Annotated in this window: 21 protein-coding genes and 1 pseudogene; 12 read left to right on the top strand and 10 right to left on the bottom strand. The window is 69.9% G+C overall.

Annotation, left to right across the window (positions count from 1 at the left end):
* The first annotated feature begins 79 nt into the window (after nucleotides 1–79).
* The 5 genes from EYW40_RS12605 to EYW40_RS12585 all read left to right on the top strand — a co-directional run bounded on the left by EYW40_RS12605 (nucleotide 80) and on the right by EYW40_RS12585 (nucleotide 4,423).
* Nucleotides 80–1,330: an inorganic phosphate transporter gene (locus EYW40_RS12605; RefSeq protein WP_135821951.1), complete on the top strand. Its 1,251-nt coding sequence runs from the start codon at nucleotides 80–82 to the stop codon at nucleotides 1,328–1,330.
* Between the two features lie 68 nt (nucleotides 1,331–1,398).
* Nucleotides 1,399–1,599, top strand: a complete 201-nt coding sequence (locus EYW40_RS12600) for a hypothetical protein (protein ID WP_135821950.1) — start codon at nucleotides 1,399–1,401, stop codon at nucleotides 1,597–1,599.
* Between the two features lie 69 nt (nucleotides 1,600–1,668).
* Complete coding sequence (locus tag EYW40_RS12595; protein ID WP_135821949.1) at nucleotides 1,669–2,439, top strand: SDR family NAD(P)-dependent oxidoreductase; 771 nt, start codon at nucleotides 1,669–1,671, stop codon at nucleotides 2,437–2,439.
* A gap of 117 nt (nucleotides 2,440–2,556) precedes the next feature.
* Nucleotides 2,557–3,171 carry a rubrerythrin family protein gene (locus EYW40_RS12590; protein ID WP_135821948.1) on the top strand — a complete coding sequence of 205 codons (615 nt, stop codon included), beginning with the start codon at nucleotides 2,557–2,559 and terminating at the stop codon, nucleotides 3,169–3,171.
* A gap of 73 nt (nucleotides 3,172–3,244) precedes the next feature.
* The gene (locus EYW40_RS12585; protein ID WP_135821947.1) at nucleotides 3,245–4,423 is read left to right on the top strand and encodes a DUF4330 family protein; all 1,179 of its coding nucleotides are present in this window, start codon (nucleotides 3,245–3,247) and stop codon (nucleotides 4,421–4,423) included.
* Between the two features lie 231 nt (nucleotides 4,424–4,654).
* On the opposite strand, the gene EYW40_RS12580 is transcribed toward EYW40_RS12585, so the two are convergent.
* From EYW40_RS12580 to EYW40_RS12565, 4 genes are all read right to left on the bottom strand, one after another.
* Nucleotides 4,655–5,032 carry a hypothetical protein gene (locus tag EYW40_RS12580; RefSeq protein WP_135821946.1) on the bottom strand — a complete coding sequence of 126 codons (378 nt, stop codon included), beginning with the start codon at nucleotides 5,030–5,032 and terminating at the stop codon, nucleotides 4,655–4,657.
* A 168-nt stretch (nucleotides 5,033–5,200) separates the two neighbouring features.
* Entirely contained in the window at nucleotides 5,201–5,473 is a 273-nt protein-coding gene (locus EYW40_RS12575) for a DUF7553 family protein (RefSeq protein WP_135821945.1), read from the bottom strand.
* Between the two features lie 54 nt (nucleotides 5,474–5,527).
* The gene (locus EYW40_RS12570) at nucleotides 5,528–6,925 is read right to left on the bottom strand and encodes an FAD-dependent oxidoreductase (RefSeq protein ID WP_135821944.1); all 1,398 of its coding nucleotides are present in this window, start codon (nucleotides 6,923–6,925) and stop codon (nucleotides 5,528–5,530) included.
* Nucleotides 6,926–7,040: 115 nt separating this feature from the next.
* Nucleotides 7,041–8,372: an MFS transporter gene (locus EYW40_RS12565; protein WP_135821943.1), complete on the bottom strand. Its 1,332-nt coding sequence runs from the start codon at nucleotides 8,370–8,372 to the stop codon at nucleotides 7,041–7,043.
* 412 nt (nucleotides 8,373–8,784) lie between these two features.
* Here EYW40_RS12565 and EYW40_RS12560 point away from each other — a divergent pair, with 412 nt between their 5' ends.
* Both EYW40_RS12560 and EYW40_RS12555 read left to right on the top strand, forming a co-directional pair.
* Complete coding sequence (locus EYW40_RS12560; protein ID WP_135821942.1) at nucleotides 8,785–9,207, top strand: hypothetical protein; 423 nt, start codon at nucleotides 8,785–8,787, stop codon at nucleotides 9,205–9,207.
* A 60-nt stretch (nucleotides 9,208–9,267) separates the two neighbouring features.
* A complete protein-coding gene (locus tag EYW40_RS12555; protein ID WP_135821941.1) occupies nucleotides 9,268–10,101 on the top strand; it encodes a cytochrome c oxidase subunit 3 in 834 nt (277 codons plus the stop codon).
* Between the two features lie 34 nt (nucleotides 10,102–10,135).
* Here the strand turns inward: EYW40_RS12555 and EYW40_RS12550 are convergent, their stop codons facing one another.
* Nucleotides 10,136–10,648 (bottom strand): DUF7979 domain-containing protein, encoded by a 513-nt coding sequence (locus EYW40_RS12550; RefSeq protein ID WP_135821940.1) that lies wholly within the window; start codon nucleotides 10,646–10,648, stop codon nucleotides 10,136–10,138.
* Nucleotides 10,648–12,984, bottom strand: a complete 2,337-nt coding sequence (locus tag EYW40_RS12545) for a DUF6789 family protein (RefSeq protein WP_135821939.1) — start codon at nucleotides 12,982–12,984, stop codon at nucleotides 10,648–10,650. The genes EYW40_RS12550 and EYW40_RS12545 overlap by 1 nt, the downstream gene beginning before the upstream one ends.
* 149 nt (nucleotides 12,985–13,133) lie before the next feature.
* On the opposite strand from EYW40_RS12545, the gene EYW40_RS12540 reads away from it, so the two are divergent.
* A complete protein-coding gene (locus EYW40_RS12540) occupies nucleotides 13,134–15,095 on the top strand; it encodes a bacterio-opsin activator domain-containing protein (protein ID WP_135821938.1) in 1,962 nt (653 codons plus the stop codon).
* A gap of 155 nt (nucleotides 15,096–15,250) precedes the next feature.
* Here the strand turns inward: EYW40_RS12540 and EYW40_RS12535 are convergent, their stop codons facing one another.
* On the bottom strand, nucleotides 15,251–16,366 hold the full coding sequence (locus tag EYW40_RS12535) for an outer membrane protein assembly factor BamB family protein (RefSeq protein ID WP_135821937.1): 1,116 nt from the start codon (nucleotides 16,364–16,366) through the stop codon (nucleotides 15,251–15,253).
* A gap of 206 nt (nucleotides 16,367–16,572) precedes the next feature.
* On the opposite strand from EYW40_RS12535, the pseudogene coxB reads away from it, so the two are divergent.
* Nucleotides 16,573–17,250, top strand: a pseudogene (gene coxB / locus EYW40_RS12530) (cytochrome c oxidase subunit II); the annotation flags it as partial.
* A gap of 154 nt (nucleotides 17,251–17,404) precedes the next feature.
* Here coxB and EYW40_RS12525 read toward each other — a convergent pair.
* A complete protein-coding gene (locus EYW40_RS12525) occupies nucleotides 17,405–17,800 on the bottom strand; it encodes a hypothetical protein (RefSeq protein ID WP_135821935.1) in 396 nt (131 codons plus the stop codon).
* Nucleotides 17,801–17,931: 131 nt separating this feature from the next.
* On the opposite strand from EYW40_RS12525, the gene uvrB reads away from it, so the two are divergent.
* Nucleotides 17,932–19,995 carry an excinuclease ABC subunit UvrB gene (gene uvrB / locus EYW40_RS12520; RefSeq protein ID WP_135821934.1) on the top strand — a complete coding sequence of 688 codons (2,064 nt, stop codon included), beginning with the start codon at nucleotides 17,932–17,934 and terminating at the stop codon, nucleotides 19,993–19,995.
* 97 nt (nucleotides 19,996–20,092) lie between these two features.
* Here the strand turns inward: uvrB and EYW40_RS12515 are convergent, their stop codons facing one another.
* Complete coding sequence (locus EYW40_RS12515; protein ID WP_135821933.1) at nucleotides 20,093–20,629, bottom strand: DoxX family protein; 537 nt, start codon at nucleotides 20,627–20,629, stop codon at nucleotides 20,093–20,095.
* Nucleotides 20,630–20,747: 118 nt separating this feature from the next.
* Nucleotides 20,748–22,391: a Na+/H+ antiporter NhaC family protein gene (locus tag EYW40_RS12510; protein ID WP_135821932.1), complete on the bottom strand. Its 1,644-nt coding sequence runs from the start codon at nucleotides 22,389–22,391 to the stop codon at nucleotides 20,748–20,750.
* A gap of 232 nt (nucleotides 22,392–22,623) precedes the next feature.
* Between EYW40_RS12510 and EYW40_RS12505 the strand changes: the two genes are divergently transcribed.
* Together EYW40_RS12505 and EYW40_RS12500 are read left to right on the top strand one after the other, a co-directional pair.
* Nucleotides 22,624–25,041 (top strand): ribonucleoside-diphosphate reductase subunit alpha, encoded by a 2,418-nt coding sequence (locus EYW40_RS12505; RefSeq protein WP_135821931.1) that lies wholly within the window; start codon nucleotides 22,624–22,626, stop codon nucleotides 25,039–25,041.
* Between the two features lie 18 nt (nucleotides 25,042–25,059).
* The gene (locus EYW40_RS12500; protein WP_135821930.1) at nucleotides 25,060–26,052 is read left to right on the top strand and encodes a ribonucleotide-diphosphate reductase subunit beta; all 993 of its coding nucleotides are present in this window, start codon (nucleotides 25,060–25,062) and stop codon (nucleotides 26,050–26,052) included.
* The last annotated feature ends 10 nt before the right edge of the window (nucleotides 26,053–26,062 follow it).

Raw genomic sequence — 26,062 nt, 5'->3', positions numbered from 1 at the left:
CGGGACCGCCGGCGGGGTCCGGACTCGCCGTCGTAACCGCCGTTTTATCAGACTGGCCGATGGAGTAGCCGGTACTAGTATGGTGACACTCCTCGCCGCGGCGGGCGTCCTCGTCGCGGTGTTCGTCGGATTCAACATCGGCGGGTCGTCGACCGGCGTCGCGTTCGGGCCGTCGGTCGGGAGCCGCCTCGTTCGGAAGACGACCGCCGCGGCGCTTTTCACGGGGTTTGCGTTCGTCGGCGCGTGGACCGTCGGGCGGAACGTCATCGACACGATGAGCAGCAGTATCGTGCCCGCCTCGCAGTTCTCCCCGGTCGCAAGCGTCGGCGTCCTCTTTTTCACCGGGGCGTCGCTGCTCGTCTCGAACCTCTACGGCGTCCCGGCCTCGACGTCGATGACGGCCGTCGGCGCCATCGTGGGGCTGGGGCTCGCGACCGGCACGCTCAACGAGGCGCTGATGTTCACCATCGTCTCGGCCTGGATCGTCGCGCCGCTCGTGGGGTTCGTCGTCGGCGCGGTCATCGGCCGGTATCTCTACCCGTACCTCGACCGCCGGATCGCGTTCACCCGGCTCGACTCGCACCTGATACGGCTGGACCGGTCCGGGACCGTGCCGCGCCCGCGGTTCAACGACGACGCGTCGATACGCGACATCGTCGGCTCCGCCGCGGTCGTTGTCATCGCCTGTTACATGGGCTTCTCCGCGGGGGCGTCGAACGCGGCGAACGCCGTCGCGCCGCTGGTCGGCTCGGAGGGGCCGCTGACCGTCGACCAGGGCGTGGTGCTCGCGGTCTTCGCGTTCGGCCTGGGCGGGTTCACCATCGCCAGGCGGACGCTGGACACCGTCGGCGACGACATCACCGAACTGCCGATCCTGGCGGCGCTCATCGTCTCGGTCGTCGGCGGGACCATCATCACGATCCTGTCGATGCTCGGCATCCCGGCGAGCCTGGCGGTGAGCACCACCTGCTGTATCATCGGCCTGGGCTGGGGGCGGGCGAGCCGTGCCGCGACGGCCGTCGAACTCGCGACGCCCGACCCGGGGCGCGATCCGGACGTCGAGGTGTCGACGGGGGCGCTCGCCGCCTCGCGGGCCGAGGACGCCCCCACCGGCCCGACGGTCGGGGACCTCGCTCGCGGCGAAACCCCGCCCGAGGAGCCGCCGGAGGAACTCCCGGAGGTCCCGGACATCGGCGAGAAGGCCCCCCCGGAGCTCGACCGGAAGAGCCTGTTCGACCCGGCCGCCGTCAAGCGCATCGCGGTGCTGTGGGTCCTCACGCCGACGCTCGCGGTGGCGGGGTCGTACCCCCTGTTCCTCCTCGTGCTGTAGCCCGGCCGAACGGCACGCCGCCGTCCCGGAGGGTGAAGGCTTATGCCCCGGCTCCCGCCAGTACCGGCATGGCGGAAACGCTCGTGGCCCTCTACCGGCGCAACGAGGTCTTCTGGTTGGGGCTGGCCGCGGTCGTCCTCGGCGCGTTGCTCCCCGACACCCTCACAGTCGGCGGCCTCGACGTCCCGCAACTGTTCGTCGTCACCGGGGGCGGCCTCTTAGTCACGAGCGTATTCGTCGGACTCTACCGGTTCCTCGCACCGGAGTGACTGCCGGCGTGGGGGGTGCTACCACACGTATATGTGGGTCCTCGGGTTAGTTGCGGGCGGGATCCCACCATGGAACGATTTACCGACGAGACGGCGCTCGTCACCGGAGCCGGATCGGGGATCGGACGCGCAACCGCCCGGCGTCTCGCCAGCGAGGGGGCGAACGTCGTGGTCTCGGACATCGACGAGGAACGCGGCGAGGACGTGGTCGCGGCCATCGAGGACGACGGCGGGACCGCCACCTTCGTCGCGGCCGACGTCGCCGACGCCGAGGACGTCGAGCGGTTGGTCGAGGTCGCGGTCGACACGTACGGAAGCCTCGACATCGCCCACAACAACGCCGGCATCCTCACCGGGTTCGAGGGCGTCGCCGACATCGACGAGGGCGACTGGGAGGCGCTCATCGACGTCAACCTGAAGGGCGTCTGGGCCGGGATGAAGGCCCAACTGCCGGTGATGGAGGAGCAGGGTGGGGGCGTCATCGTGAACACGGCCTCCGAGGCGGGGCTCGTCGGGATGGGCGGCCTCGGGAACTACGTCGCCAGCAAGCACGGCGTCGTGGGACTCACGAAGACGGCCGCCCTCGAGTACGCCGGCCGGGGCGTCCGCGTCAACGCGGTCGCGCCCGGCCCGACGGAGACGAACATCCAGGAGACGATGGCGGGCGGGTCGGACCCCCGCGAGTTGCCGTTCGACACGAGCGCCATGTCCGACGTGCCGATGGGCCGCAACGCCGACCCGGAGGAGATGGCCGGCGTCGTGGCGTTTCTCTGCTCCGACGACGCCTCCTTCGTGACCGGCGTCACCATCCCGGTCGACGGCGGGCAGGCGGCCGACTGAACCCGGGCGGCAGCGGTTCGCCGGGCGGGCCGTCGCCCGCGTCGGCCGGCGTCCCCGACCCCGCCAAACCCTGCCCCCGACGACGCTTACAAACCGTCCCCGTCCGTATCCCGGGACATGACCGCAGACGGATTCCTCGACACGCTCTGCGACGACAACGAAACCGCGCTCTCACGGCTCGGCTCCTCGAAGTCGCTGTACGCGCTCACGGGCGGAGAGATGGACGCCGACGCCGTCCTCGCGGCCGCGGCCGACGACGCGAACGCGGCCGCGGAGACGTACGGGGCGTGGGCCGACGACGGCGACGTCGCCCTCTTCGCCGAGGCCGCCGCGGCGGAGCGCGACCACTACGACGACGTGACGGCCGAAATCGGCGACCACGACGCCACCGCGACGCCGGCCGTCTACGTCTACCTCGACGGGCTGGACGACCCGGTCGCCCGCCTCGGCGGCCTCGTCGGCGCGTCGCTGGCGGGCAAGCAGCGGGCCACCCAGACCTCCGGCTTCTTCACGGGCGAGGCGGACCCGTCGACCGCGTCGCTGTTCCGCGAGTACGGGTCGACGCTGGAGGCGCGCCGCGACGCCGCCGTCGACGCGCTGGCCGACCTGGCCGACGACGACGGGGACTGGGACCGCGCCGCGGACGCCGCGAGCGGCGCGGTCCAGGCCGCCTACGACGACTACGTCGAGAAGCTGGAGGCGATGGGCGTCAACCCGAAGCCGGTGTGCTGAGGTCCGACGACCGCCGCGGGACCGACACATAGCCGTTACACTTTTGTAAACAAGGTTACCTTTAAAGGAACGTATGCCCGACATTCTCGACCGACGGGGCCGGCTCTTCGGGACGGTCAACGTCGTCGATCTGCTGGTGTTGCTGCTGGTGTTTGCCGTCGCCGCGGCCGGTCTGACGCTGGTGCTCCCGAACCCGCTCCCCGCGGTCGCCGGCGTCGGGGTCGCGCTGGTTCTGGTCGCCGCCCTGGTTCACTGGCTGTTCGATCCCCGCGCCGACATCGACGAGCGGGCGACGTACGTCGACCTCCGGGTCGACCGCGACGCGGTGTCGCCCCTGACCGACCTGACGGCCGGCACCGCGGTCGTCGCGGACGGGCTGGGGACGCTCGACCTGACGGACGCGTACGTCCCGCCGGGCGATGCGGACGAGATCCGGCTCAGGGCGGGCGAACTCGACCCCTACGACCCGTCGCTGCCCACGCCGCGGAGCGACCTCACCGGCGAGGAGGTCGATGTCAGGGTCGCCGGAGCAGAAACGACGGCGCGGGTCGACGCCGTCGCCGACGCGCCGGAGTTCGCGATGGCGAGCCGCCCGGTCCTCGTTCGCGCGGACGTGACGCGGCCGGTCGCCGAGGAGTTGGCCGCGGGACAGACGTGTCCGCCGGACGTTCGCCCACACGCCGAGATAGAGTCCGTCACGCGGTACGGGACGACCGAGGCGGACGGCGTCCGGGTGTTCCTGGGCGTCGCCCTCCGCGGCCCCGCAACGGACGGCGGGGAACCGTGGCTCGGCGACGACGAACTGTACCCGGACGACCCGCTGACGCTCCGGACGGGGACGGTCCGACTGCGCGGCGAGGTCGCTCGCCGCGACGCGTCGGCGGAGCCGGGCGAGCCGACCACCGTCACGGCCGACCTGGAGGCGTCGCTGACGCCCGCTCAACTGGACCACGTGACGCCGGGGTTGGTCGAGACGGACGACGGCGGCGCGGAAGTGCTGACCGTCGAGGAGTCGGGGGCGCACGAAACCGACGAGCACACCCTGACGGCGACGTTGCCCGTCCGCGAGTGTCGCGACCACCTCCGGTTCAAGGGCCGGCCGCTCCGGATCGGCGAGGACGTTGCGCTCGACTTCGGGACGGTTCGGGTGGAGGCGACCGTCCGCGACGTCACCGAGGAGCACGACGCGCCGCCCGCCGAATCAACCGCCGAGGAGCGGACCGAACCGAAGACGGAACCGACATCGGAGTAGCGACCGCCGGCCATCGAAACAAGAGGTCCGCGTGGTGCAGGCTGTTTGCTTCCCGTTTTACCCGTTGTTCGCTGCCAAGAACCGTTGGTCAGGTCACCGAGGAATGCGGCGGGCAGCCGTGTCCCACGGAGGGTCGCGTCACGCTCTCGGCCCAACCGGGACAGCCGGGCCGAAACGAACCGACGAGGTACGGGGAGGGAGCGTCGTATATCTCAGCGCGATTTTCAGCGCTCAGCGCTCGTAGTCGACCTCCCGGTCGCCATCGCGGTCCGCGTCATCGAGTAGCTGGTCGAGTTCCCGTTCCAGTTCCGCCTCCGAAAGCGAGCCCTCGGTGTACTCCCGCTGGACGGACCGGATCGGATCGTCGACGCTCCCGTTCGTCGTCGCGGCATACCCCGATTCACGGTCCCTCGCGGAGGCGGTCCAGCCGGCGTACAGTTCGTACGCGACGTACGCCGCCAGCGCCACGACAAGCGCCAGCACCGACCACGCGAGAAACCGACTCACGAGACGGAGCACCTGTCCGGCCACGAGGAGCGCAAGTAGCCCCCCGCCGACGAGCACGGCGGCCTTGAGGCCGCCGAAGTCGACCGGTAGTCGGTCACCCATACCTAATCATCGTACAGAGCTGACAAAAGGGTTGTCCAGGTCGGGGGCTGCTTCGGACGGATGGCACGAACCGTCCCCCCGCAGCCACGATCCGCACAGAGGCCGGCGACAGCAACGGGCAGTCGGGGGAGGGTCTCGCTCCCGGGCCACGGGGGTGCGCGAGCGTGGCTACACGCCGGGCAGGTCCTTTCGGTACTCGGTGATCGCGTCCTTCGCTGCGTCGATGTGCTCGCCGACGGCGTCGTTCGCGTTCTTCCGTATCTCGGCGAGGATGTTCTCGTGGCGCGCCAGCCGGCCGTGGTCGGGGCCGCGGTCGGCGGTCGCCAGCCGGGCGAACTCGTCGGACTGGTCGTACAGCCGGTCACGGACCTCGTCCTCGTCGGCCGCCTCGCTCGCTTCGCGGAGTCGGTCGCTCGCTCGTTGGAGTTCCTCGCGGACCATGCGGGGTCGTTCGGCGACCGCAAACAAAGGCGTTGCTGCGGACGGACGATCGGGTCAGTCGTCCGCGGCGGCGGCCCCGTCGCCGGCGTCCGCCGAGACCGACCCGTCGGCGGCGTCCGCGCGGGGGAAGTTGTCGATGGTGGCCGCCCGAAACGCCGCCTCGTCGAACTCGTAGTCGTCGCCGAGGAAGTCGATCAGCGTCCGGGTGTCCCGCATGGCGTTCTTGAGGCAGGTCGAGGCCCCCGGCGACGGCGTGATGTTGAAGATGATGTCGTCGCCGACGATCTTCGCCTCGCCCATGTCGAGGGACCACTCGTTCGTGTCCACGATCTGCGGCCGGACGCCGCCGTACCCCTCGGCGCGCTCGATGTCGTCGAGTTCGACGCTCGGGACGACCTTGCGGACGTGGGGCAGGAACTGGCGCGGCCCGACCTCCGGGAGGTCGTAGACGAGGTTCCGGAGGACGTACGGCAGGAGCACCCGGTCCGAGAGGATGTTGGCGTAGCTGAGGAACGACGCCGCGTTCAGCCCGAACACGTCGAGGAAGTCGCTCACCGTCGAGACCCGCCCGCGTTCGAGCGTCGGCACGAGCTTCGCGGTGGGACCGAAGCGGGTGATGCTGGGGTCGTGGACATCAGCGTCGCCGTGGACGGCGGCGAAGGGGAGCTTCTTCATCTGCAGCGTGTACACCTTCCCGTTCAGGAGGTCGTCGGCGAGGAAGAAGCTCCCGGCGACGGGGAGCAACACCTTGTCCTGACCGTAGCCCAGTTCCTGGGCGATCTGGAGGCTGTGGGAGCCGGCGGCGACGACGGCGGCGTCGCAGTCGAAGCGGCCCTCGTCCGTGTCGAGCGTGTAGCCGTCGAGCGTCGGCGTGACGTCGGTGACCTCCGTTCCGGTGTACACGTCGACGCTCGCCTCCTCGGCGGCCCGCTCGACGAACGACTTCGTCGTCTCGCCGTAGTCGACGACGTAGCCGTCGGGCGTCTGTAGCGCGAGCATCTCGACGCCGGGGTCCCGTCCCTCGACGACCTTCGGTTCGATCGCACCGATCTCGTCGCGGCCGATCGGCCGGAGCTTCGGGAAGAGGTCGCCAAAGCCCTCCTCGTGGTACCGCCGTTCGAGTTCCGACACCTCGACCTCGCCGACGCCGATCACCATCTTGCTCCGCTTCGCGTGCATCTCGCGGTCGGAGTCGAAGTTCTCGAGGTAGCCCGCGAGCAGTTCCGCACCCTCCTTTACGTCCTCGGCCTTGTCGAGCGTGTAGTTCGTCTCGATGTCGCCGAAGTGAAGCGTCTGGGAGTTGTTCGTGCTGTGGGAGTTGATCGCGGCGACTTCGGACTCCTTCTCGACCAGCGCGATGGAGTCGATATCGGTGAACTTCGCGGTCGTATAGAGGAGCGACGCGCCGCTGATACCGCCGCCGACGATGACGAGGTCGTATTTGCCTGACATTGTTACCTGCGAAGGGTCGCTGTGCTGAGGACTGGCCCGCAGACTCATAACTCGTTTTCTTTGCGATTCGTGTCACCGGTCGACGGGGAAGGGATCCGACGGGCCGTTACTCCGTCTAGTCCTCGGGAACCGTCACGCCGAACGCCGCCGCGTCGGCGTCGGCGACCGCCGGAAGCCGCCGGAGCCGCGGGGACACGAGGAAGTAAAGCCCCGTGAACCCGAAGCCGAAGGCGGCCAGGGCCATCGTGGTCGTCGTCCCGAGCAGTTCGGCGACGACGCCGCCGGCGAGCGAACCGAGCGGCAGCGTCGCGCCCGACGCGGTCCCCTTGACCGCCGAGACGCGGCCGAGGCGGTCGACGGGGAACACGGTCTGGTTGAGCGTCTGCGTGAGCACGCCGTCGGCCCCCGCCGGCACCCACGCGAGCCCGAACAGGACGACGGTGAAGGCGGGCGACGGGGCGTACGCGGAGCCGAGCCAGCAACACGCCCCCAGCGTGTGCATGACCGGCTTCAGCCGGCCGTAGGCGAGCCCCTCCAGCGCGGGCGCGACGAGCGACCCGACCAGCCGCCCGATGCCGAGTGCGCCGAGCATGAGGCCGTAGAGGGCGGGGCCGCCGAGCGCGTCGCCGAACGCGGGCAGGATCGCAAGCGTCACGCCGGTCGCGAGGTTGGCCACGGCGGTCATGGCGACCAGGTCGACGAAGGCGCTCCCGCGGAGCGTCTCGACGCCCGCCCGGAGGTCGTCGACGTACGAGTCGACCGCGGCGCGGAGCGACTCGCCGCCGTCCTCGTCGGCCGTCCCCCCGCTCCCCGCCGCGCCGTCGCCCCCCGACACGGCGATGCCGGCGAACAGCAGCGCGGCGACGCCGAACGTGGCCGAGTCGAGCAGGAACAGCGTCGTCGCGCCGAAGACGGCGATGAACGCGCCGCCCAGCGCGTCGAAGATCATGTCCAGCCCGAGCGTGACGGTGGCGAGCGCGGAGTTGGCCCGCGAGAGGCGCGTTTCGGGGACGATCCGCGGGACCAGCGTCGCCTCCATCGGGGCCATCGGGAGCGTCGCGAGCATCAGGACCGGGATCACCGCGAAGATGACGCCGACGCTCAGGTTGCCCGTCGCCGCGGCGAGCGGGAGGACGAGGACCGCGACGCCCTGAACGACCTGCGACCCGACGAGTACGGGCCTGAGCGGCAGCCGGTCGACTATCGGCCCGGCGAGTATCTGCAGCAGCCACGGGAGCAACAGGACGGCGTTGGCGATCCCCGTCAGGAACGTCGAGCCGCTGAGTTCGAAGACGAGCCACAGGACGGCGACGGTGTAGAGGCTGTCGCCGGCGTTGGTCACGAACTGGCCGGCGAGAAACCGCAGGAAGTCGCGGTTCCGCCACAGCGACGGCTCCTCGGGGCTCGCGTCGGCGTCGGGCGTCTCGGCCCTCTCCGAGACGGTCATCGGGGACCACCCCCGCGCGCCGCCGGTCGGTCGTGGCGGGGCCGTCGCTGCCGGGAGCGATGCGGCTGATAGTTACGGAGCGATTCGTCGTCGTCGGACGAGCCGCGGGGGGCCCCCTGCGGCTCGGCGGATGTCGGCATGTGCGTGCGTGTTCGATGGGTGGACTGCGGCTACAGGACGTAGCGAGGCGGCGCGAACCCGAGTGCTGCGGCTATCGGGCCCGCCGCGCGGCGGGGGGCGAGAGGGGATCGAACACCGGACGGCACGGGAGCCGACGGGTCATAGAACGGTTCGACCGGATGCATTTCGTCGGGTCCCATAAACCCACCGGTTCGAAGCACCGCCCTGTCCCCGGAACCGAGCGCCCGAGCGTCGGATTGATGTGCCCGCCGCGACTGGTTCCAGTCGTCCCATGCCTCCCTCCCGCCGCCGGGTCCTCGCGACCGCTGGCATCGCCGTCGGCGCGCTTTCCGGCTGTCTATCGGGCGACGACCCCGAGCCGCGCGCGCCGCTCGTCACCGCCCTCGTCCCGCGGAACTTCCACGACGAACCACACCGGTTCGAGCTGACCGTCAGCCGGGACGGCGAGCGCGTCCACGAGTCGAGCCACGAACTCGACGGGGCCGCGGAGCGAAGCTGGACGGAGGACAGCGTCGAGGGCCCCTGGGGCGACGCCCCGGGAGCGCTCGACATCGAGGTGGTCGTCGACGGCGGCGAGGCCCACGAGCACAGCTACACTCAAGAGACCCGCGACTGCTTCGCGTTCGGGCCGACCGTCGAGGCCGACGGCTCGTACAACCCGTGGATCGCCGTCGGCTACGAGTGCGGCGAGTGAGGACGACGCCGGCCGGACCGACGCCCCGCCTTTTTGCCGGTCTCCGCCGTACGGCTAGCGATGGTCGAACGGGCCGCTGGACGCGGCGAGACGCCCGGGAGCGACGCCGCCGACCACGGCGATGAGGGCCACGAACACCGGAGTCGGTGGCCGATCCTCGCGGCGGCCGGCGCGGGCGCGCTGTACGCCGGGCTGGCGCTGTATTTCCTCCTCGATGCAGCGGGGGTTGCGCCGACGTGGATCGGCGGCGGCCTCGCCGCGCTCGGGGCCGTCGGCGTCGTCGCCGGCCTCGCGGGCTGGGTCGTCGAGGCGTACGCGCTCCCGGGCGGGAAGGGCCGGGAGACGTACCGCGCCACGATGGCGCTGTTCCTCGGGACGGACGTCGGCACGTTCGGGGCGGGGTTCGTCTACTACTTCTTCGTCCGCGTCGGGACGTGGCCGCCCTCGGAGTTGCCCGACCTCGTCGGCTCGCTCGTGCTGGCAAACACCGCGATCCTCCTCCTTTCGAGCGTCACGCTCCACTACGCGCACGCCTCGCTCGAACGCGACCGGGGGCGGCGCTTTCTCGCCCTGCTCGGCGCGACGGTGCTGCTGGGGGCGGTCTTCCTCGTCGGGCAGGCCTACGAGTACTACGAGTTCGTCGTCGCAGAGGGCTTCGCGCTCTCCTCGGGCGTCTACTGGAGCGCGTTCTACGGGCTGACGGGGCTGCACGGCCTGCACGTGGCGCTTGGCGTCGTCCTGCTGTCGGTCGTGCTGTTCCGGGGGGTTCGCGGGCGCTACGGGCCGGAGCGGGACACCGGGGTCGCCGCGGCGTCGCTGTACTGGCACTTCGTCGACGCCGTCTGGCTCTTCCTGGTCGCGGTGCTGTACGTCGGGGCGACGGTGTCGCTGTAGCGGCGGAGGGGACGGCGCGGACCGCGGCCGGCGCTCACTCCGCCTGCCGCCGCTCGAACGCGGCGTACCGCCGGTACAGCGGCGGCGTCAGCACGCCGAGCGCGCCGAACGCCATCGCCGCCAGCCCCAGCGGGAGCAGGAGCGGGTCGACGGACGTACACGCCTTGTCCGAGCGCAGCGTCGCGTAGTACGTCTCGCCCCCGTAGTCGACGAGCACGCCGTCGGCGAACGCCCCGCGGTTGGGGAACGCGCCGTCGACGCTCCCCTCGCCGTCGGGCGCGTCGAGCGCCTCCTCGAACGCTTCGCGTTCGGCGGCGGAGAGGTTCTCGAAGGCGACTCGCTGGAGCGTCGGGCCGCCGGCCCCGTACCCCGAGAGCAGGCGCTCAGTCTCCTCGGGCGACTCGACGCCGACGAGCGGCGTGCCACAGAGGCCGGCCTCGCCCTGCACCGCGCCGTAGCCGCCGAGCACCGCCGCGCCGATGCCGGCCGCGAGCAACACGGTCCCGACGAACGGCACGCCGTAGGTGAGCAAGGCGTCGCGGACCATCAGCGGTCACCCCCTCCCGGCCCGGACCCGCGGTCCGGCGGCTCCGAACCGCCCGGCGGCGGCCCGCCCTCGCCCACGTTCCGGCGGTACTCGGCGTAGCGGAGCGTCCCGGCGAGGCCGAGGCCGTACAGCCAGTGGGCGACGAGGACGAACGCGAGGTAGCCGACCAGCGCCAGCCCGGACTGGCCGGTGTAGAAGGCGACGGCGAAGCCAAGCGACATGATGGAGGCGTAGGAGAGGCCGGTCACGACCAGCAGGCGGCCGGGGAGGTACTCCGCGAGCGCCCGGAAGAGGATCGCCCACGTCGTCATCCCGCCGAGCAGGAACACGGCGTAGCCGAGCGCGATGCTCTCACCCAGGCCCACCAGTTCGGACAGTTCGACGAACCCGATGATGTCGAACACGCCGACCAGCGCGCCGGTAAAGAGCACGCCCGTCATCGCGAGCGTCCCGATCAGGCCGCCGAGCGCGCCGTACAGCGTATCGGAGAGGATCGAGCGGACCAGCCCGCGCGGGTCCCGGAGCACGTTCGGGCTGCCGACCGAGGGGTCGTCGGTGCTGGAGGGCCGCACCGTCTCGGGGTCCGGCTCCGTCGGCTCGATGGCGTACCGGCGCTCCAGCCGGTCCTCGAACCACGCCCACTCGCGGGTGAACTGGTTCGTCCGCTTCAGGTCCCACACGTCGGCGTCCTCGACTGGGCGGCCGTTCCAGTACGACCACACCATGTTGTACAGCCACAGCAACACCGCGACCCCGATGACGAACGCGCCGACGGAGGCGACGCGCTGGAGCGGCGCGAACTCGGCGGGGTAGTTCGCGTACCGGCGGGGTAGCTCCCCGAACCCGAGCGCGATCAGGGAGCCGAACGTGACGACCGAGCCGACGACGAAGAGGCCGGCCTGGAACCGCGCCAGCCGCCGGTCGTACAGCCGCCCGGTGATGAGCGGGTACCAGTAGTACGACGCCGCGAGCATCATCATCGGGATGATGCCCATCACGATCATGTGGAAGTGGCCGACGACGTAGTAGGTGCCGTGGTAGAGCACGTCGACCGGGATGGCCGCGAGGAACACGCCGGTGACGCCGCCGACGACGAACGTACCGATCGAGCCGAGACAGAGCAGCATCGGCGCGACGAGGCGCACCTCGCCGTCCCAGATGGTCGTGATCCAGTTGAACGTCTTGATGGCGCTGGGGACGGCGATGGCGACGGAGATGCCCATGAACGAGGCCTTCAGCCGCGGGTCGAGGCTTGTGACGAACATGTGGTGGGCCCAGACGCCAAAGGAGAGCACGCCGATGGCGAGCGTCGAGTAGACGATGTAGCGGAAGCCAAAGAGGCTCCGCCCGACGAACTTCGGGAGCAGGAAGCTCATCAGCCCCGCCGCCGGCAGGAAGATGATGTACACCTCCGGGTGGCCCCAGAACCAGAACAGGTGCTGCCAGAGGATCGGGCCGCCCCCCTCGACGGCGTAGAACGTGGTACCGAAGTTGCGGTCGAGCAGGAGCATGACGAGCGCGCTCCCCAGGAGCGGGAACGCGAACAGCGCCAGCCCGCTCGTCGTCAGCAGGTTCCACGAGAGGATGTCGAGGTTCGACCAGTCCATGTCCTCGCCGCGCTCGTAGACGATGGTTACCACGAAGTTGAGCGCGCCGATCGTCGTGGCGATCCCCGAGAGGTGGAGGCCGAGCAGGAGGAAGTCGATCTGCGGGTTCTCCTGTGTCACCGACAGCGGCGTGTACAGCGTCCACCCGATCCCCGGCTCCTCCATCACGGCGAACAGCGACGCGAGCGGGCCGGGCGACACCGCGCCGAGGGTCTGTGCGGCGACCTGGGCGACCAGCCCGAAGCGGGCGAGCAACAGCGCGGGGGGCAACAGCCAGAACCCGACGGCGTTGAGCCGCGGGAACGCCATGTCGTCGGCGTCCAGCAGGAGCGGGAGGACGTAGTTGCCGACCCCGAAGAACACGGGGAGGACGAAGAAGATCAGCATCGTCAGCCCGTGGGTGGTAAACAGGGCGTTGTACGTCTGCTCGGTCCAGACGGTCGCCGCCGGCGTCAGCAGTTCCAACCGGATCATCATCCCGTCGACGCCGCCCCACAGCGCGGCGACGGTGCCAAAGAGGATGTACAGCAGGCCGATGTCGCGGTGGTCGGTCGTCGTCGTCCAGCGCAGGAACTGCTCGCGGAGGAACGACCGGTCGAGGGGCGAGCGCCGCCCGTACCCGCCGTCGGCCCGGGGGCGGTCCCCGCACCGGCGGGCGTAGAGGACGAACAGCGACAGGAGGACCGCCAGCGCGGCGAGCGCGCCGGCCTCGGCGACGACGCGGTTCATCGGCGGACCACCGTCGCCGGCGACCCGCCGGTCCGTGGCCCCGTGTCGACCGTGCGTGGCATGCTCGCGGGACCACGGCCAAGCCAATAAACGTCGACCCGAGGGCCCCAGACGATAAATTTATTGATATCCCATCATGTTTACCGGTAATGGCCGGGAGAGACGAAATATCGGTCGATTGGCGGGAGTTAGCCCGGTCGATGCCCGGCGGCGTCGCGGTCCAGCGGGACGGGGACCTGGTGTACGTCACCCCGCAGTTCGCGGAGATAGTCGGGACGGCGCGGGAGGACCTGCAGGGGTACCCGTGGGAGGTGGGGTTCGAACCGCGGCGGATCGAGAAGGTCCGGGCCGCGCTCGACGCCGCCCGGGCCGACGGGCGCTGGCAGGGGGACGTGTGGGTGGGCGGGACGGACGGCGACCGCGTCGAACTGACCCTCTCGGTCCCGGACGAGGACGGGACCGTCGTCTGGTCGCTCACCGAAAGCGGGTCGCGCGGGGGGACGGAGTGGGCGAGTCCGGAGTCGCTGCTGCTGGGGGAGTCGCCCCGGTTGCTGCGGTCCGTCCTGAGCACCGTCGACGACGTCGTCTACGTCATCGGCGACGACGGCCGCTTCTGGTTCTGGAACGAGCACCTCGCCGAGACGACGGGGTACAGCTACGAGGAGATCGGCGAGATGAGTCCAAGGGAGTTCATCCCGGAGGACCAACACGAGTACGTCCCCGGGCTGTTGCAGGCGATCGAGAGCTTAGACGACCGGCGCGTCAGGGTCGACATCCTCACGGCCGACGGCGAGCGCATCCCCCACGAGTTCAGCGGGACGTCGTTCGAGGACCCCGAGACGGGCCGGTCGTTCAGGTGCGGCATCGCGCGCGACATCTCCGACCGGCTGGAGCGGGAAGGGAAGATACGCCGCCAGCGCGACGAACTGGCGGCGCTGAACCGGATCAACGCCCTCCTGTTCGAGACCACGCAGGAGGTGATCCAAACGGGGAACAAGGGGCCGATCATGCAGGCGCTCTGCGAGCAGGCAGTGGCGTCGGAGTTCTACTCCTGTGCCTGGGTCGGCCAGCGCGAGCGGGGGACCGGCCGCCTCACCCGCGTCGCCTCCGAGGGGTTCGAGGGGGACCGCGAGCGGATACGGACGGACGGGACGGCCGACTGCGACGTGCACGAAACGATCCGCCGGGCGGTGAACGCGGACGACCCCGAGGTGTCGATCCACCGGGATCCCTCGACCCGGCAGTGGTTGGGCACCGCGGGGGGAGAGGGGATCGAGTCGGTCGCCGCCGTCCCGCTGGACCACGGCGACGTGGTCTACGGCTGTCTCGTGCTCGGCACCGGGCGGTCGAACGCGTTCACCAGCCGGGAACGGACCGCGCTGTCGGTGCTCGGCCACCTGCTCGGGACCGTGTTGCACGCCGCCCGGACGCAGAAGCTGGTGTTTGGCACCTCCGTCGTCGAACTCGAGTTCGAGGCGACGCGCGGGGAGCCGCTCCCCCTGTTTCTCGGGGCCGACGTCGACGGGACCATCTCGCTCGAAGGGTCCGTTCCGGGGAGCGAGGGGTGGGTGCTCTACCTGTCGGTCGAGGGGGTGGGGCCGGACGCCGCCGCGGACGCGATCCGGGCGGCGACGGCGGTCGAACGCACGCGAGTGATCACCGACGGCTCCGCGTCGGGTCGTCTGGAGGTCGTCGTCCCGTCCCCGTCGCTGCTCGACGCCGTCACCGCCGCGGGGGCGACCCTTCGGGAGGCCAGCGTGGGGCCGGACGGCGCGCGGTTCGTCGTCGAGGCCCCGGTCGACGCCGACATCTCGCACATCGTCGACCACATCGTCGAGGAGTTCCCCGGCGCGGACCTGCTGGCGACCCGCGAGCGGGACCCCGAGCCGGCGACGATCGCGGGCCCCGACGGCATCCTCGACGAACTGACCCCCCGTCAGCGGGAGGTGCTCGAAGCCGCCTACCAGGCGGGCTACTTCGACTGGCCGCGCGAGAGCACCGCCGAGGAGGTGGCGGAGGCGTTCGAACTCGCCCGGCCGACCGTCCACGCCCACCTCCGGAAGGGGGTGTCGCGGATCCTGACGGAACTGCTTGACCCCGACGGGCGGTGAGCGGTCCCGACGCCGCGGCGTCGTCCGACGGCAGCCACTGAGACCACGCTACAAGTGTAGCGTCGCGATTCGTCGCTGGCTGTCACGCTGTCGTGACGGCCGGGATCGGGACGGCTGGGGACGTGGCCCCGCGTCCGGTCGGAACGGCCGAGCCATCACCGCGGGAGCGCGTACACGTAGTGGTCCGTCCCGCCCACGTACACCGTATCGCTGGTCACGACGGGGGAGGCGTAGATATCAGCCCCCAGTTCGAACCGCCACTGCTCGGTCCCGTCCGACGCGGCCAGCGCGTAGAGGGTTCCGTCGCCGCTGCCGACGTGGACCGTTCCGTCCGCCACGGTCGGCCGCGAACTGACGTCGAACCCCGTCTCGAACTCCCAGCGTACGGTTCCGTCGGCCGCGGAGAGTGCATACACGCTGTCGTCGGTGCTCCCGACGAAGACGGTGCCGTCGACCACGACCGGTTGCGCCTCCACCGTCCCGGCGGGAGCCTCCCAGATCACGGACCCGTCGGCCGTCGAGAGCGCGCGGGAGCCGACGTAGACGACGTCGTCCACGACCGTCGCGGGACACTCGACCGGGCGGTCGAACTCGGTCCGCCAGCGCTCGGCGCCCGTCTCCGCGTCGACAGCGTAGACGACCCCCCACTCGTCGTCGTCGTACACGTAACTGCCCTGGTTGCAGCCGACGTAGACGGTGCCGTCGTGGACGGCCGAGCCGAAGAAGTTCGTCCGGTCCGCCCGGAACGTCCACGCCTCGGTGCCGTCCGCCCGCGACAGCGCGTACAGCCGGTTCGCGATGCTGCTGGCGTACACCGCGTCGTCGGTCACGGTCACCGCGGGAACGCCGACCGCGTCGGGGAGGTCGGCGACCCACCGCTCGTCGCCCGCGGTCGAGAGCGCGAACATGCCGTCCGCCCGGCCCGCGAAGGCGGTGTCGCCCCGAACGGTCGGGTCGTACACGTTGCCCCCCGCCACGTACGACCATCGTTCGGTCCCGTCGTCCGTCGCGACCGCATGGAGCCCCCCGTCTTCCGCGCCGAACACCTCGCTAACGTAGAGCGTGTCCCCGTCGACGACGGGCGTCGACGGCCACCCCGACAGTTCGAACCGCCAGCGTGGCTCCCGCCCGGTCCCCGGATCCCCGTCGGCGGGGTCGCTCACGGCCTCGGAAGCCGACTCCAGACAGCCGGCGGAGCCGGCGAGCCCGACCGCGGCCATCGTTTCGAGGAACCCGCGTCGGCCGGTCCGTCGGTCGCTGGCGTCGGTCATCGTGCAGCGGCGAAGGGATCGACCCCGGCGTCGTTCGTGTGGGCGGTCCGTGTTCGTCGGAGAACTCCCCCGGCTGCTGACGTATCGACCATACGACGGAACGCCGCTGCCGGCACCTAAAACGGGACGCTACATGCGTCGCGGCCGGGACGTACGCCACCGCCCCCGGCCCGAGCTATTTACGCCGCGGTGTTGGCGGGACAGCCATGCGGGTCCGCCCACGACGGGTCGCGCTGGCGTCGCTTTCCGCGGCCGCGCTGCTGGCGCTGTTTACCGCGCCGGCGGCCGCCCAGTCGGTCAACCGCGAACTCATCGACGACCTCAACGCCCAACTGCTGTACGTCGCGCTCCCGCTGACGGTGTTCGTCGAGGTGATCCTCGTCTACGCCGTGGTGCGGTTCCGGGGCAACGAGAACCCCCGGCCGACCGTCGACTCGCCGCCGCTTGAGATCACCTGGACGATAGCCACCGGGATCATCCTCCTGTTCGTCGGCGTCTCGGCGTACGTCGTGCTCACCAGCCCGTACGTCTCGACGGACGGCGACGTGGGGCCGACCGACGAGCGCGTCGAGGCGCTTGGCTACCAGTGGGGCTGGCAGTTCACGTACCCGGAGGCCAACGTCACGACGCAGGACACGCTCGTCCTCCCCGCCGAGCGGAACGTGACGATCCAGCTCGACTCGGCGGACGTGTTGCACTCGCTTTTCGTCCCCGAACTCGGGGTGAAACAGGACGCGTTCCCCGGCCGGACGATGGTGATCCGGACCTACCCGACGGAGACGGGCACGCACCGCGCGTACTGCACCGAACTGTGCGGGGCGGGCCACTCGCGGATGCGGGCGGACGTGGTCGTCGTCGACAACGAGACGTACCACGACTGGCTGGCCGCACACGGGGGCGAAACGGGGGTCACCGACACGCCCGAGGGAAGCGAGAACGGGAGCGACGCCGCCCTCCCGACGCCGGAGCCGCCGCTACGCGGTGACGTTCGGAAACGGTCAGTAGCCGGGACGCCGGGGGCGTCGGCGGAGGAAGCCGTCAGGCCGACAGGCGGTGTTGCCGCACGCGCTCGGTGACGAGCCCGTACGTTCCGGTGGCGACGAGCGCGGTCGCGGCCATACCGGTGGTGACGAGGCCGAGTCCGGGGTTCGTGCCGGCGGTCAGCCCCATGGTCGTTTCGACGGCGGCGAGGCCGACGAACAGGCCGGCGGTCGAGAGGAGGGCGCGGGTGCGGACGCGCCACCCCCACGTGAGCACCGCCGCGAACGCGACGAGGCCGAGCACCGCCGTCGCTTCGCCGACGTAGCCGTAACCGATACCTGAGGTCGAGACGCGACCGAGCCCCTGAGTCGACCACGGGAGGAGCGTGGAGAGGACGACGGTCAGGGAGGCCGCCATCCCGATCTTTTCACAGCGGGAGAGTCTAAACTGCATGCGTGTTCGGTGGAACACGACGGAGGGGCATAAGTATTGTCGTACTGATATGTTTGTGTACGTTTGACACGTGAACGGTGGGCACACCCGACCGTGCGGGTAAAGTCGCTGCGGACCCAATCGCGTCCATCGTGAGCGACGCCAACTCCGGGCCGCTGTCGCCGGACCGCCCCGACGAGGAGCGACCGTTCCGGGTCGACGCCCCGTTCGACCCGGCGGGCGACCAGCCCGAGGCCATCGAACAGCTCGCCGACGGCTTCCGGCGGGGGATGGACCGCCAGACGCTGCTGGGCGTCACCGGGTCGGGCAAGACGAACACCGTCTCGTGGGTGATAGAGGAGATCCAGAAGCCGACGCTGGTGATCGCCCACAACAAGACGCTGGCGGCCCAGTTGTACGAGGAGTTCCGCAACCTGTTCCCGGACAACGCCGTCGAGTACTTCGTCTCCTACTACGACTACTACCAGCCCGAGGCCTACGTCGAGCAGACGGACACGTTCATCGACAAGGACGCCTCGATCAACGACGAGATAGACCGCCTGCGCCACTCGGCGACGCGGTCGCTGCTGACCCGCGACGACGTGATCGTCGTCGCCTCCGTGTCGGCCATCTACGGGCTGGGGGACCCGTCGAACTACGTCGACATGTCGCTGCGGCTCGAAACGGGCCAGACGATAGACCGCGACGAGCTACTGGGGCAGCTGGTCGACCTGAACTACGAGCGCAACGACGTCGACTTCACGCAGGGCACGTTCCGGGTGCGGGGCGACACCGTCGAGATCTACCCCATGTACGGCCGGTACGCCGTCCGCGTGGAGTTCTGGGGCGACGAGATAGACCGCATGGTGAAGATAGACCCGCTGGAGGGCGAGGTCAAAAGCGAGGAGCCCGCGGTGCTGGTCCACCCGGCGGAGCACTACTCCATCCCCGAGCAGCGCCTCGAACGCGCGATGGAGGAGATCCGCGAGGACCTGGACAGCCGCATCTCCTACTTCGACCGGAAGGGCGACGCAATCGCCGCCCAGCGCATCGAGGAACGCACGACGTTCGACCTGGAGATGATGCAGGAGACGGGCTACTGCTCGGGCATCGAGAACTACTCGGTGTACCTCGCCGACCGCGAACCCGGCGACGCGCCGTACACGCTGCTGGACTACTTCCCCGACGACTTCCTCACCGTCGTCGACGAGTCCCACCAGACGCTCCCCCAGATCAAGGGCCAGTACGAGGGCGACAAGTCCCGAAAGGACTCGCTGGTCGAGAACGGGTTCCGCCTCCCGACGGCGTACGACAACCGCCCGCTCACCTTCGAGGAGTTCGAGGAGCGGACCGACCAGACGCTGTACGTCTCCGCGACGCCCGCGGACTACGAGCGCGAGCACAGCGACCGGATCGTCGAACAGATCGTCCGGCCCACCCACCTCGTCGACCCCGAGGTCGAGGTCGCGGAGGCGACTGGGCAGGTCGACGACCTCATGGACCGCATCGACGAGCGCGTCGAGCGCGACGAGCGGACGCTGGTCACGACGCTCACCAAGCGCATGGCCGAGGACCTCACCGAGTACCTGGAGGAGGCCGGCGTCGACGTGGCGTACATGCACGACGAGACGGACACCCTGGAGCGCCACGAACTGATCCGCTCGCTCCGGCTGGGCGAGATCGACGTGCTCGTCGGCATCAACCTCCTCCGGGAGGGGCTGGACATCCCGGAGGTGAGCCTCGTCGCCATCCTCGACGCCGACCAGGAGGGGTTCCTCCGCTCGGAGACGACGCTGGTCCAGACGATGGGCCGGGCCGCCCGCAACGTCAACGGCGAGGTCGTGCTGTACGCCGACGACCCCAGCGACGCGATGGAGTCCGCCATCGAGGAGACCCGCCGCCGCCGGGAGATCCAGCGCGAGTACAACGAGGAGCACGGCTTCGAGCCGACCACCATCGAGAAGGCGGTCGGCGAGACGAACCTCCCCGGCTCCCAGACCGACACCAGCGACGTGGCCGGCGACGGCCCCGCGGACGCCGACGAGGCCGCCCGGCGGATCGAGCGCCTGGAGGAGCGGATGGGCGAGGCCGCCGACAACCTGGAGTTCGAACTCGCCGCGGACATCCGGGACCGCATCCGGGAGCTGCGCGAGGAGTTCGACGTCGACGGCGGCGACGACGACGGGGTCGCGCCCGAGATAGACCCCGAGTTCTGAGCGCCGGCGCTCGGCGGGAGAGCCGGCGCGGAAAACGGGTACTGCCCCGACAACGGCGGGGCGGAGCTACGAGAATCGGGGAGCGGAACCGGCTACCTCAGCCGAGGAGGTAGCGGAGCTTCGGCCGCTGTTGCACGAACTCGGTCTCCTCGAGGAAGGCGTCGACCCCGAGGATCCGGCCCGCGGCGAACGTCCCGACCAGGACGAACATCAGGAGCCCCAGCAGGTCGCCGTTGACGTAGCCGTGGGCCCACTCGGCGTTCCCGAGGTAGAACAGGGTCATGAGGACCCCGCCGAAGAACGCCGCCAGCCGGGTGAGCGCCCCGAGGATCAGCCCGAGGCCGATGAGGAACTCCCCGACCGGGATCATGAAGTTGGTGAACTCCAGGAGCCACGGCGTCTCCGCGACGAAGGCCAGCAGCCCGCTGATGGGACTCCCGCCCGCGTTCGCCAGGTAGCCGGCCGCGCTAAAGGGCTCGCCCGCGACGAACGCGAACTTGCCCCAGCCCGACATGAGGAACCAGTACCCCACGACCAGGCGGACCAGCACCGTCACGTAGCCGGCGACCGACCCCGCGTATTCGAACTCCTGTTCCCGCCCGAGCCAGTCGACGGTTGCTTCGTTGGTTGCCATAGCGGTCACCTCACAGATGAAGATTCGCGGAGCTACCCCTTATACCGGGAGAACGATTCCCAGCTGCTGAGAACATGTTCCCCGGCGGCACTTATGTGGCCGCCGGGGTCCTGCGCCGTCAGTCGTCGCCCGGCGGTCCGGACTCCCTGGTCGCGCCGTCGAACGGCTTGGCGGCGACGTCCTTCCGGTTCGCGTCGAACTCCGAGAGGAGGTAGACGAGCGCGACGAGCACGACTGCGCTGACCGGGAGGAACACGGCCGGGCCGAAGCCGGTGATCCCGTAGATCAGGTAGGCGAGCGTCGCGACCACGAGCGCCGTCAGCGCGTAGGGGATCTGGGTCCGCACGTGGTCGATGTGGTCGGAGCCGGCGAACGTCGACGAGAGGATCGTCGTGTCGGAGATCGGCGAGCAGTGGTCGCCGAAGATCGACCCGCTGAACACCGCGCCGACCGCGACCGCGACCATCTCCGGGCTCTGGGTCCCGACCTCCCAGGCCAGTGGGACGGCGACGGGCGTGACCAGCGACATGGTCCCCCACGAGGTGCCGATCGAGAAGGAGATGACGGCGGCGGTGAACAGGACGACGATCGGCAGCAGCGTCGGGGAGACGAACCCCTCGGCGATGTTCGTGACGTACGCGCCGGTTTCGAGCGCGGAGGCGACCGAGCCGATCGACCACGCGAGCACGAGGATGCTGACGGCGTGGAGCATGATGCCGAAGCCGTCGAGGACGGACTCCATCCCCTCCTCCAGGTCGATGTGGCCGTCGATCAGCCCGAGGGTGATCGCGGTCGCGACCATCCCGAACGAGCCCCAGACGAGCGCGCCGGTGAAGTCCGCGTTATCGGCGATGGCGAGGGCGTCGCGGCCGGGCGCGTAGCCGGTCCAGAACGCGCCGCCGAGCACGACGACGACGAGGACGGTCACCGGGAGGGCGAACGTCCGGAGCCGGGGGTCGTCCGTCACGGGGTCGCCCAGGTCCTCCTTCATGCTCTGGAGCGGGTTGGCGTCCTCCCGGGTCACGTTGCCCGTCTCGCGGGCGCGGGTCTCGGCGTCGAGCATCTCGCCGAAGTCCCGCTGCGAGACGACGACGATGCCGACCAGCACCAGCGCGAACAGGCAGTAGACGTTGAACGGGATCGACCAGAGGAACGTCGCCACGGCCGACGGCGTCTCCCCCTGGATCCCCAGTTCCTCGTAGGCCGTCTGGACGAGGCCGATCTGGAACGCGACCCACGAGGAGATGCCGAACGTCGCGACCGGCGCGGCCGTCGAGTCGAGGACGTACGCCAGTTTCTCCCGGGACATCCGCATGTTGTCGGCCATGTCCTTCATCGCCGACCCGACGATAGCGGTGTTGGCGTAGTCGTCGAAGAACCACACCATGCCGAACAGCCACGTGACGATCCCGACCCGCCGGTGGGAGTCGACCTTCGAGCGCGCGAACTGCGCGACGGCGAGCGAGCCGCCGAGCCGCCACAGCAGGGCGATCCCCGCGCCGAGCAGGAACGTGAAGATGATGATCTTCGCCTGGAACGTGCTCTCGCCGACCGCGCTGACGATCCAGTCGAACGCTTCGACCACGCCGGTAAACGGCACCGCGACGTACTCGAGGGCGCTGTCGGCCGCCTCGGCCGCGACTATCGCGCCCCCGAACCACACGCCGAGGAACAGCGACAGCATCGCCCGCCTCGTGACGATCGCAAGCAGGATCGCCAACAGCGGCGGGGCGAGCGACAGCGCGCCGAACTCAGATGCCATGTTACTCAGTATCATACACAGGGATTGAAATCATTCACGGTTCGGACCGTCGCGGACGAAGTACAAGTTAGATTGTACTACTACAACTTTATTGGCAAACCTTATGTGGACCACGTCCATCACTCCGAGGCGCGACCGACCGGCGGGATCGGCGGCAGACGCCGCGTAGCGACCGGTTCGCCAGCGACGGCTCTCGCGTTCGCCGCCGCCCGCCGGCGCGTCCACACCACCCATGAACGCAGTCACCCACACGGACCGCCTGCGGTCGATACTCGACCGCGCCTGCACCGGTCACGACGACCAGATCCCCGACGGGGTTCGCGAGGACGTCCTCGCGGACGCCGAGAGCGACCTCTACGCCGGCGCGAGCGCCGACGAGGCCTACGACGCGCTGATCGGCGAACTGACCGCCCGCATCGACTCCGTCCCCGAGTTCTCGGACGTGGCGGCCGCCGCGTTCCGGCAGCGGTACTACCGCGAGTTGCTGGGCGAGGACCTCGCGGGCGACGCGCTCGACGACGCCTACCGCGAGTCGTTCGTCGACGCCGTCGAGCGCGGCGTCGACGCCGACCTGCTCGACGAGCGCATGGTCGAGTACGACCTCGACGCGCTGGCCGACTACCTCGTCCCGGAGCGCGACGAGGCGTTCGACTACCTGGCGATGGAGACGCTCCACCAGCGGTACTTCTTGCGGACCAACGACGGCGAGCGCCTCGAACTCCCCCAGACGTTCTGGATGCGCGTGGCGATGGGCGTCGCCCTCCGCGAGGCGGAGGGCGAGCGCGAGGCCTACGCCAGGGAGTTCTACGACGCGCTGTCGACGCTGCGGTTCGTCCACTCGACGCCGACGCTGTTCCACGCCGGGACGACCCACCCCCAGCTCTCGTCGTGCTATCTCACGACGGTCCCCGACGACCTGGAGGACATCTTCGACGGCTACAAGGAACACGCGAAGCTGTCGAAGTGGTCGGGCGGCCTCGGCAACGACTGGACGCCGATCCGGGCGACGGGGTCGCTCATCGAGTCGACCGGCGTCGAGTCGACCGGCGTCGTCCCGTTCCTCAAGATATCCAACGACGTGACCGCCGCGATCAACCGCTCGGGGAAGCGCCGCGGCGCGGCCTGCGCGTATCTGGCCGCGTGGCACCTCGACTTCCCCGCGTTCCTCGACCTCAGGCGCAACACCGGCGACGAGCGCCGGCGCACCCACGACCTGAACACCGCCGCGTGGGTGCCCGACCTCCTGCTGAAGCGCGTCCGTGAGGGCGGCGAGTGGACGCTGTTCTCGCCGGACGAGGTCCCCGAACTCCACGAGACGTACGGGGAGGAGTTCGAGGAGCGGTACCGCGAGTACGAGCGGCGGGCCGACGCGGGCGAACTGCGCCAGTACGAGCGCGTCGACGCCGAGGAACTGTGGCGCGACATGCTGACGCGGCTGTTCGAGACGGGCCACCCGTGGATCACGTTCAAGGACGCCTGCAACGTCCGGTCGCCGCAGGACCACGCCGGCGTCGTCCGCTCGTCGAACCTCTGTACGGAGATCACGCTGAACACCGGCCCCGAGGAGACGGCCGTCTGTAACCTCGGCTCGGTCAACCTCGCCGCCCACGTCGACGCGGACGGCCTCGACCGCGAGGCGTTCGCCGACACCGCCGGGACGGCGATGCGGATGCTCGACAACGTCGTCGACCTGAACTTCTACCCCACGGAGAAAGCCGAGCGCTCGAACATGCGCCACCGCCCGGTCGGGCTGGGGGTGATGGGCTTCCACGAGGCGCTCATGGAACAGCGGATCCCGATGGCGAGCGAGGAGGCGGTCGCGTTCGGCGACGAGGTGGGCGAACTGCTGGGCTACCACGCGGTCCTGAACTCCTCCCGGCTCGCCGCCGAGCGCGGGACGTACGACTCCTACGAGGGGTCGAAGTGGGACCGCGGTATCCTCCCGCAGGACACGGTCGAACTGCTGGAGGCGGAACGCGGCGTCGAGACCCCGCTGGACCCGACCGAGCGCCTCGACTGGGACCGCGTGCGCGAGCACGTCGCCGCCCACGGGATGCGCAACTCCAACACGATGGCCGTCGCGCCGACGGCGACCATCTCCACCATCGCCGGCACGTCCCCGAGCATCGAGCCGCTGTACTCGAACCTCTACGTCAAGTCGAACATGTCGGGCGACTTCACCGTCGTCAACGACCACCTCGTCGCCGACCTGCGCGAGCGCGACCTGTGGGACGACGCGATGGTCGACCAGCTGACGTACCACGACGGCTCCGTCCAGGAGATAGACCGCGTCCCGGACGACCTCAAGGAGCTGTACCGCGGCGCGTTCGAGGTCGACCCGCGCCACCAGATCCGCCTCACCGCCCGCCGCGGCCAGTGGATCGATCAGAGCCAGTCCCACAACGTCTTCTTCCCGTCGACCGACGGCTCGTTCCTCGACGACGTGTACCGGACGGCCTGGAAGTACGGCCTGAAGACGACCTACTACCTGCGGACGCTCGGCGCGAGCCAGGTCGAGAAGTCGACCATCGACATGGCCGAGTACGACGACACCCAGCGCCGCGACGGCGCGGCCGGGGACGCGGCCCAAGAGGGCGACGACGGCTCCGCCCCGACCGTCGAGGACCCGACCTGCGACGCCTGTCAGTGACCACGACACCGACCACCAATGCCAATCAGCAACGACGACACCCACGACCCGAACAAGATACTGCCGATCGACTACGACTGGGCCCGCGAGTACTACCGCGACGGCGTCGCCAACAACTGGACGCCCGAGGAGGTGCCCATGCAGGACGACGTGAGCCAGTGGCAAAACGGCGAGATAACCGACGCCGAGAAGCGCCTCGTCGAGTGGAACCTCGGCTTCTTCTCGACGGCGGAGTCGCTGACCGCCAACAACATCGTCCTCGCGCTGTACGAGTACGTCACCGCGCCGGAGTGTCGCCAGTACCTGCTCCGGCAGGCCTACGAGGAGGCGGTCCACACGGACACGTTCATCTACTGCTGTGACACGCTCGGCTTCGACCCCGAGTACATGTACGGGATGTACGACCGCATCCCGTCGATCCGCGAGAAGGACGAGTTCGTCGTCGACCTCACGCGGGCGGTCGACCGCGACGACTTCGCCATCGAGACGACCGACGACGTCCGCGAGTTCGTGCGCGACTGCGTCGGGTTCTACGTCATCATGGAGGGGATATTCTTCTACGCCGGCTTCGCCATGATGCTCGCGCTGAAGCGCCGCGGGAAGATGGTCGGCGTCGGCGAGCAGTTCGAGTACATCATGCGCGACGAGTCGCTCCACCTGAACTTCGGGGTGGACCTGATAAACCAGATCCGCGACGAGCGCCCCGGCGTCTGGACCGACGCGTTCGAGGGGGAGGTCGAGGACCTGGTCCGCGAGGCCGTGCGACTCGAAGGGATCTACGCCGAGGAGGCCTGCCCCGACGAGGTGCTCGGGATGTCGGCCGACCAGTTCGTCGAGTACGTCGAGTACGTCGCCGACCGGCGGCTCCAGCAGCTGCGGATGGACCCCGTCTACGGCACGGAGAACCCGTTCCCGTGGATGGCCGAGCAGGCCGACCTCAACAAGGAGAAGAACTTCTTCGAGTCGACCGTGACGGAGTACCGCGACGCCGGCAGCCTGGACTGGGACTGAGCGCCGGCGG

Source organism: Halostella litorea (assembly GCF_004785955.1).
GTDB lineage: Archaea > Halobacteriota > Halobacteria > Halobacteriales > Natronoarchaeaceae > Halostella > Halostella litorea.
The sequence above is the reverse complement of the archived record's forward strand: the minus strand, read 5'-3'. Positions and strand labels throughout refer to the sequence as shown.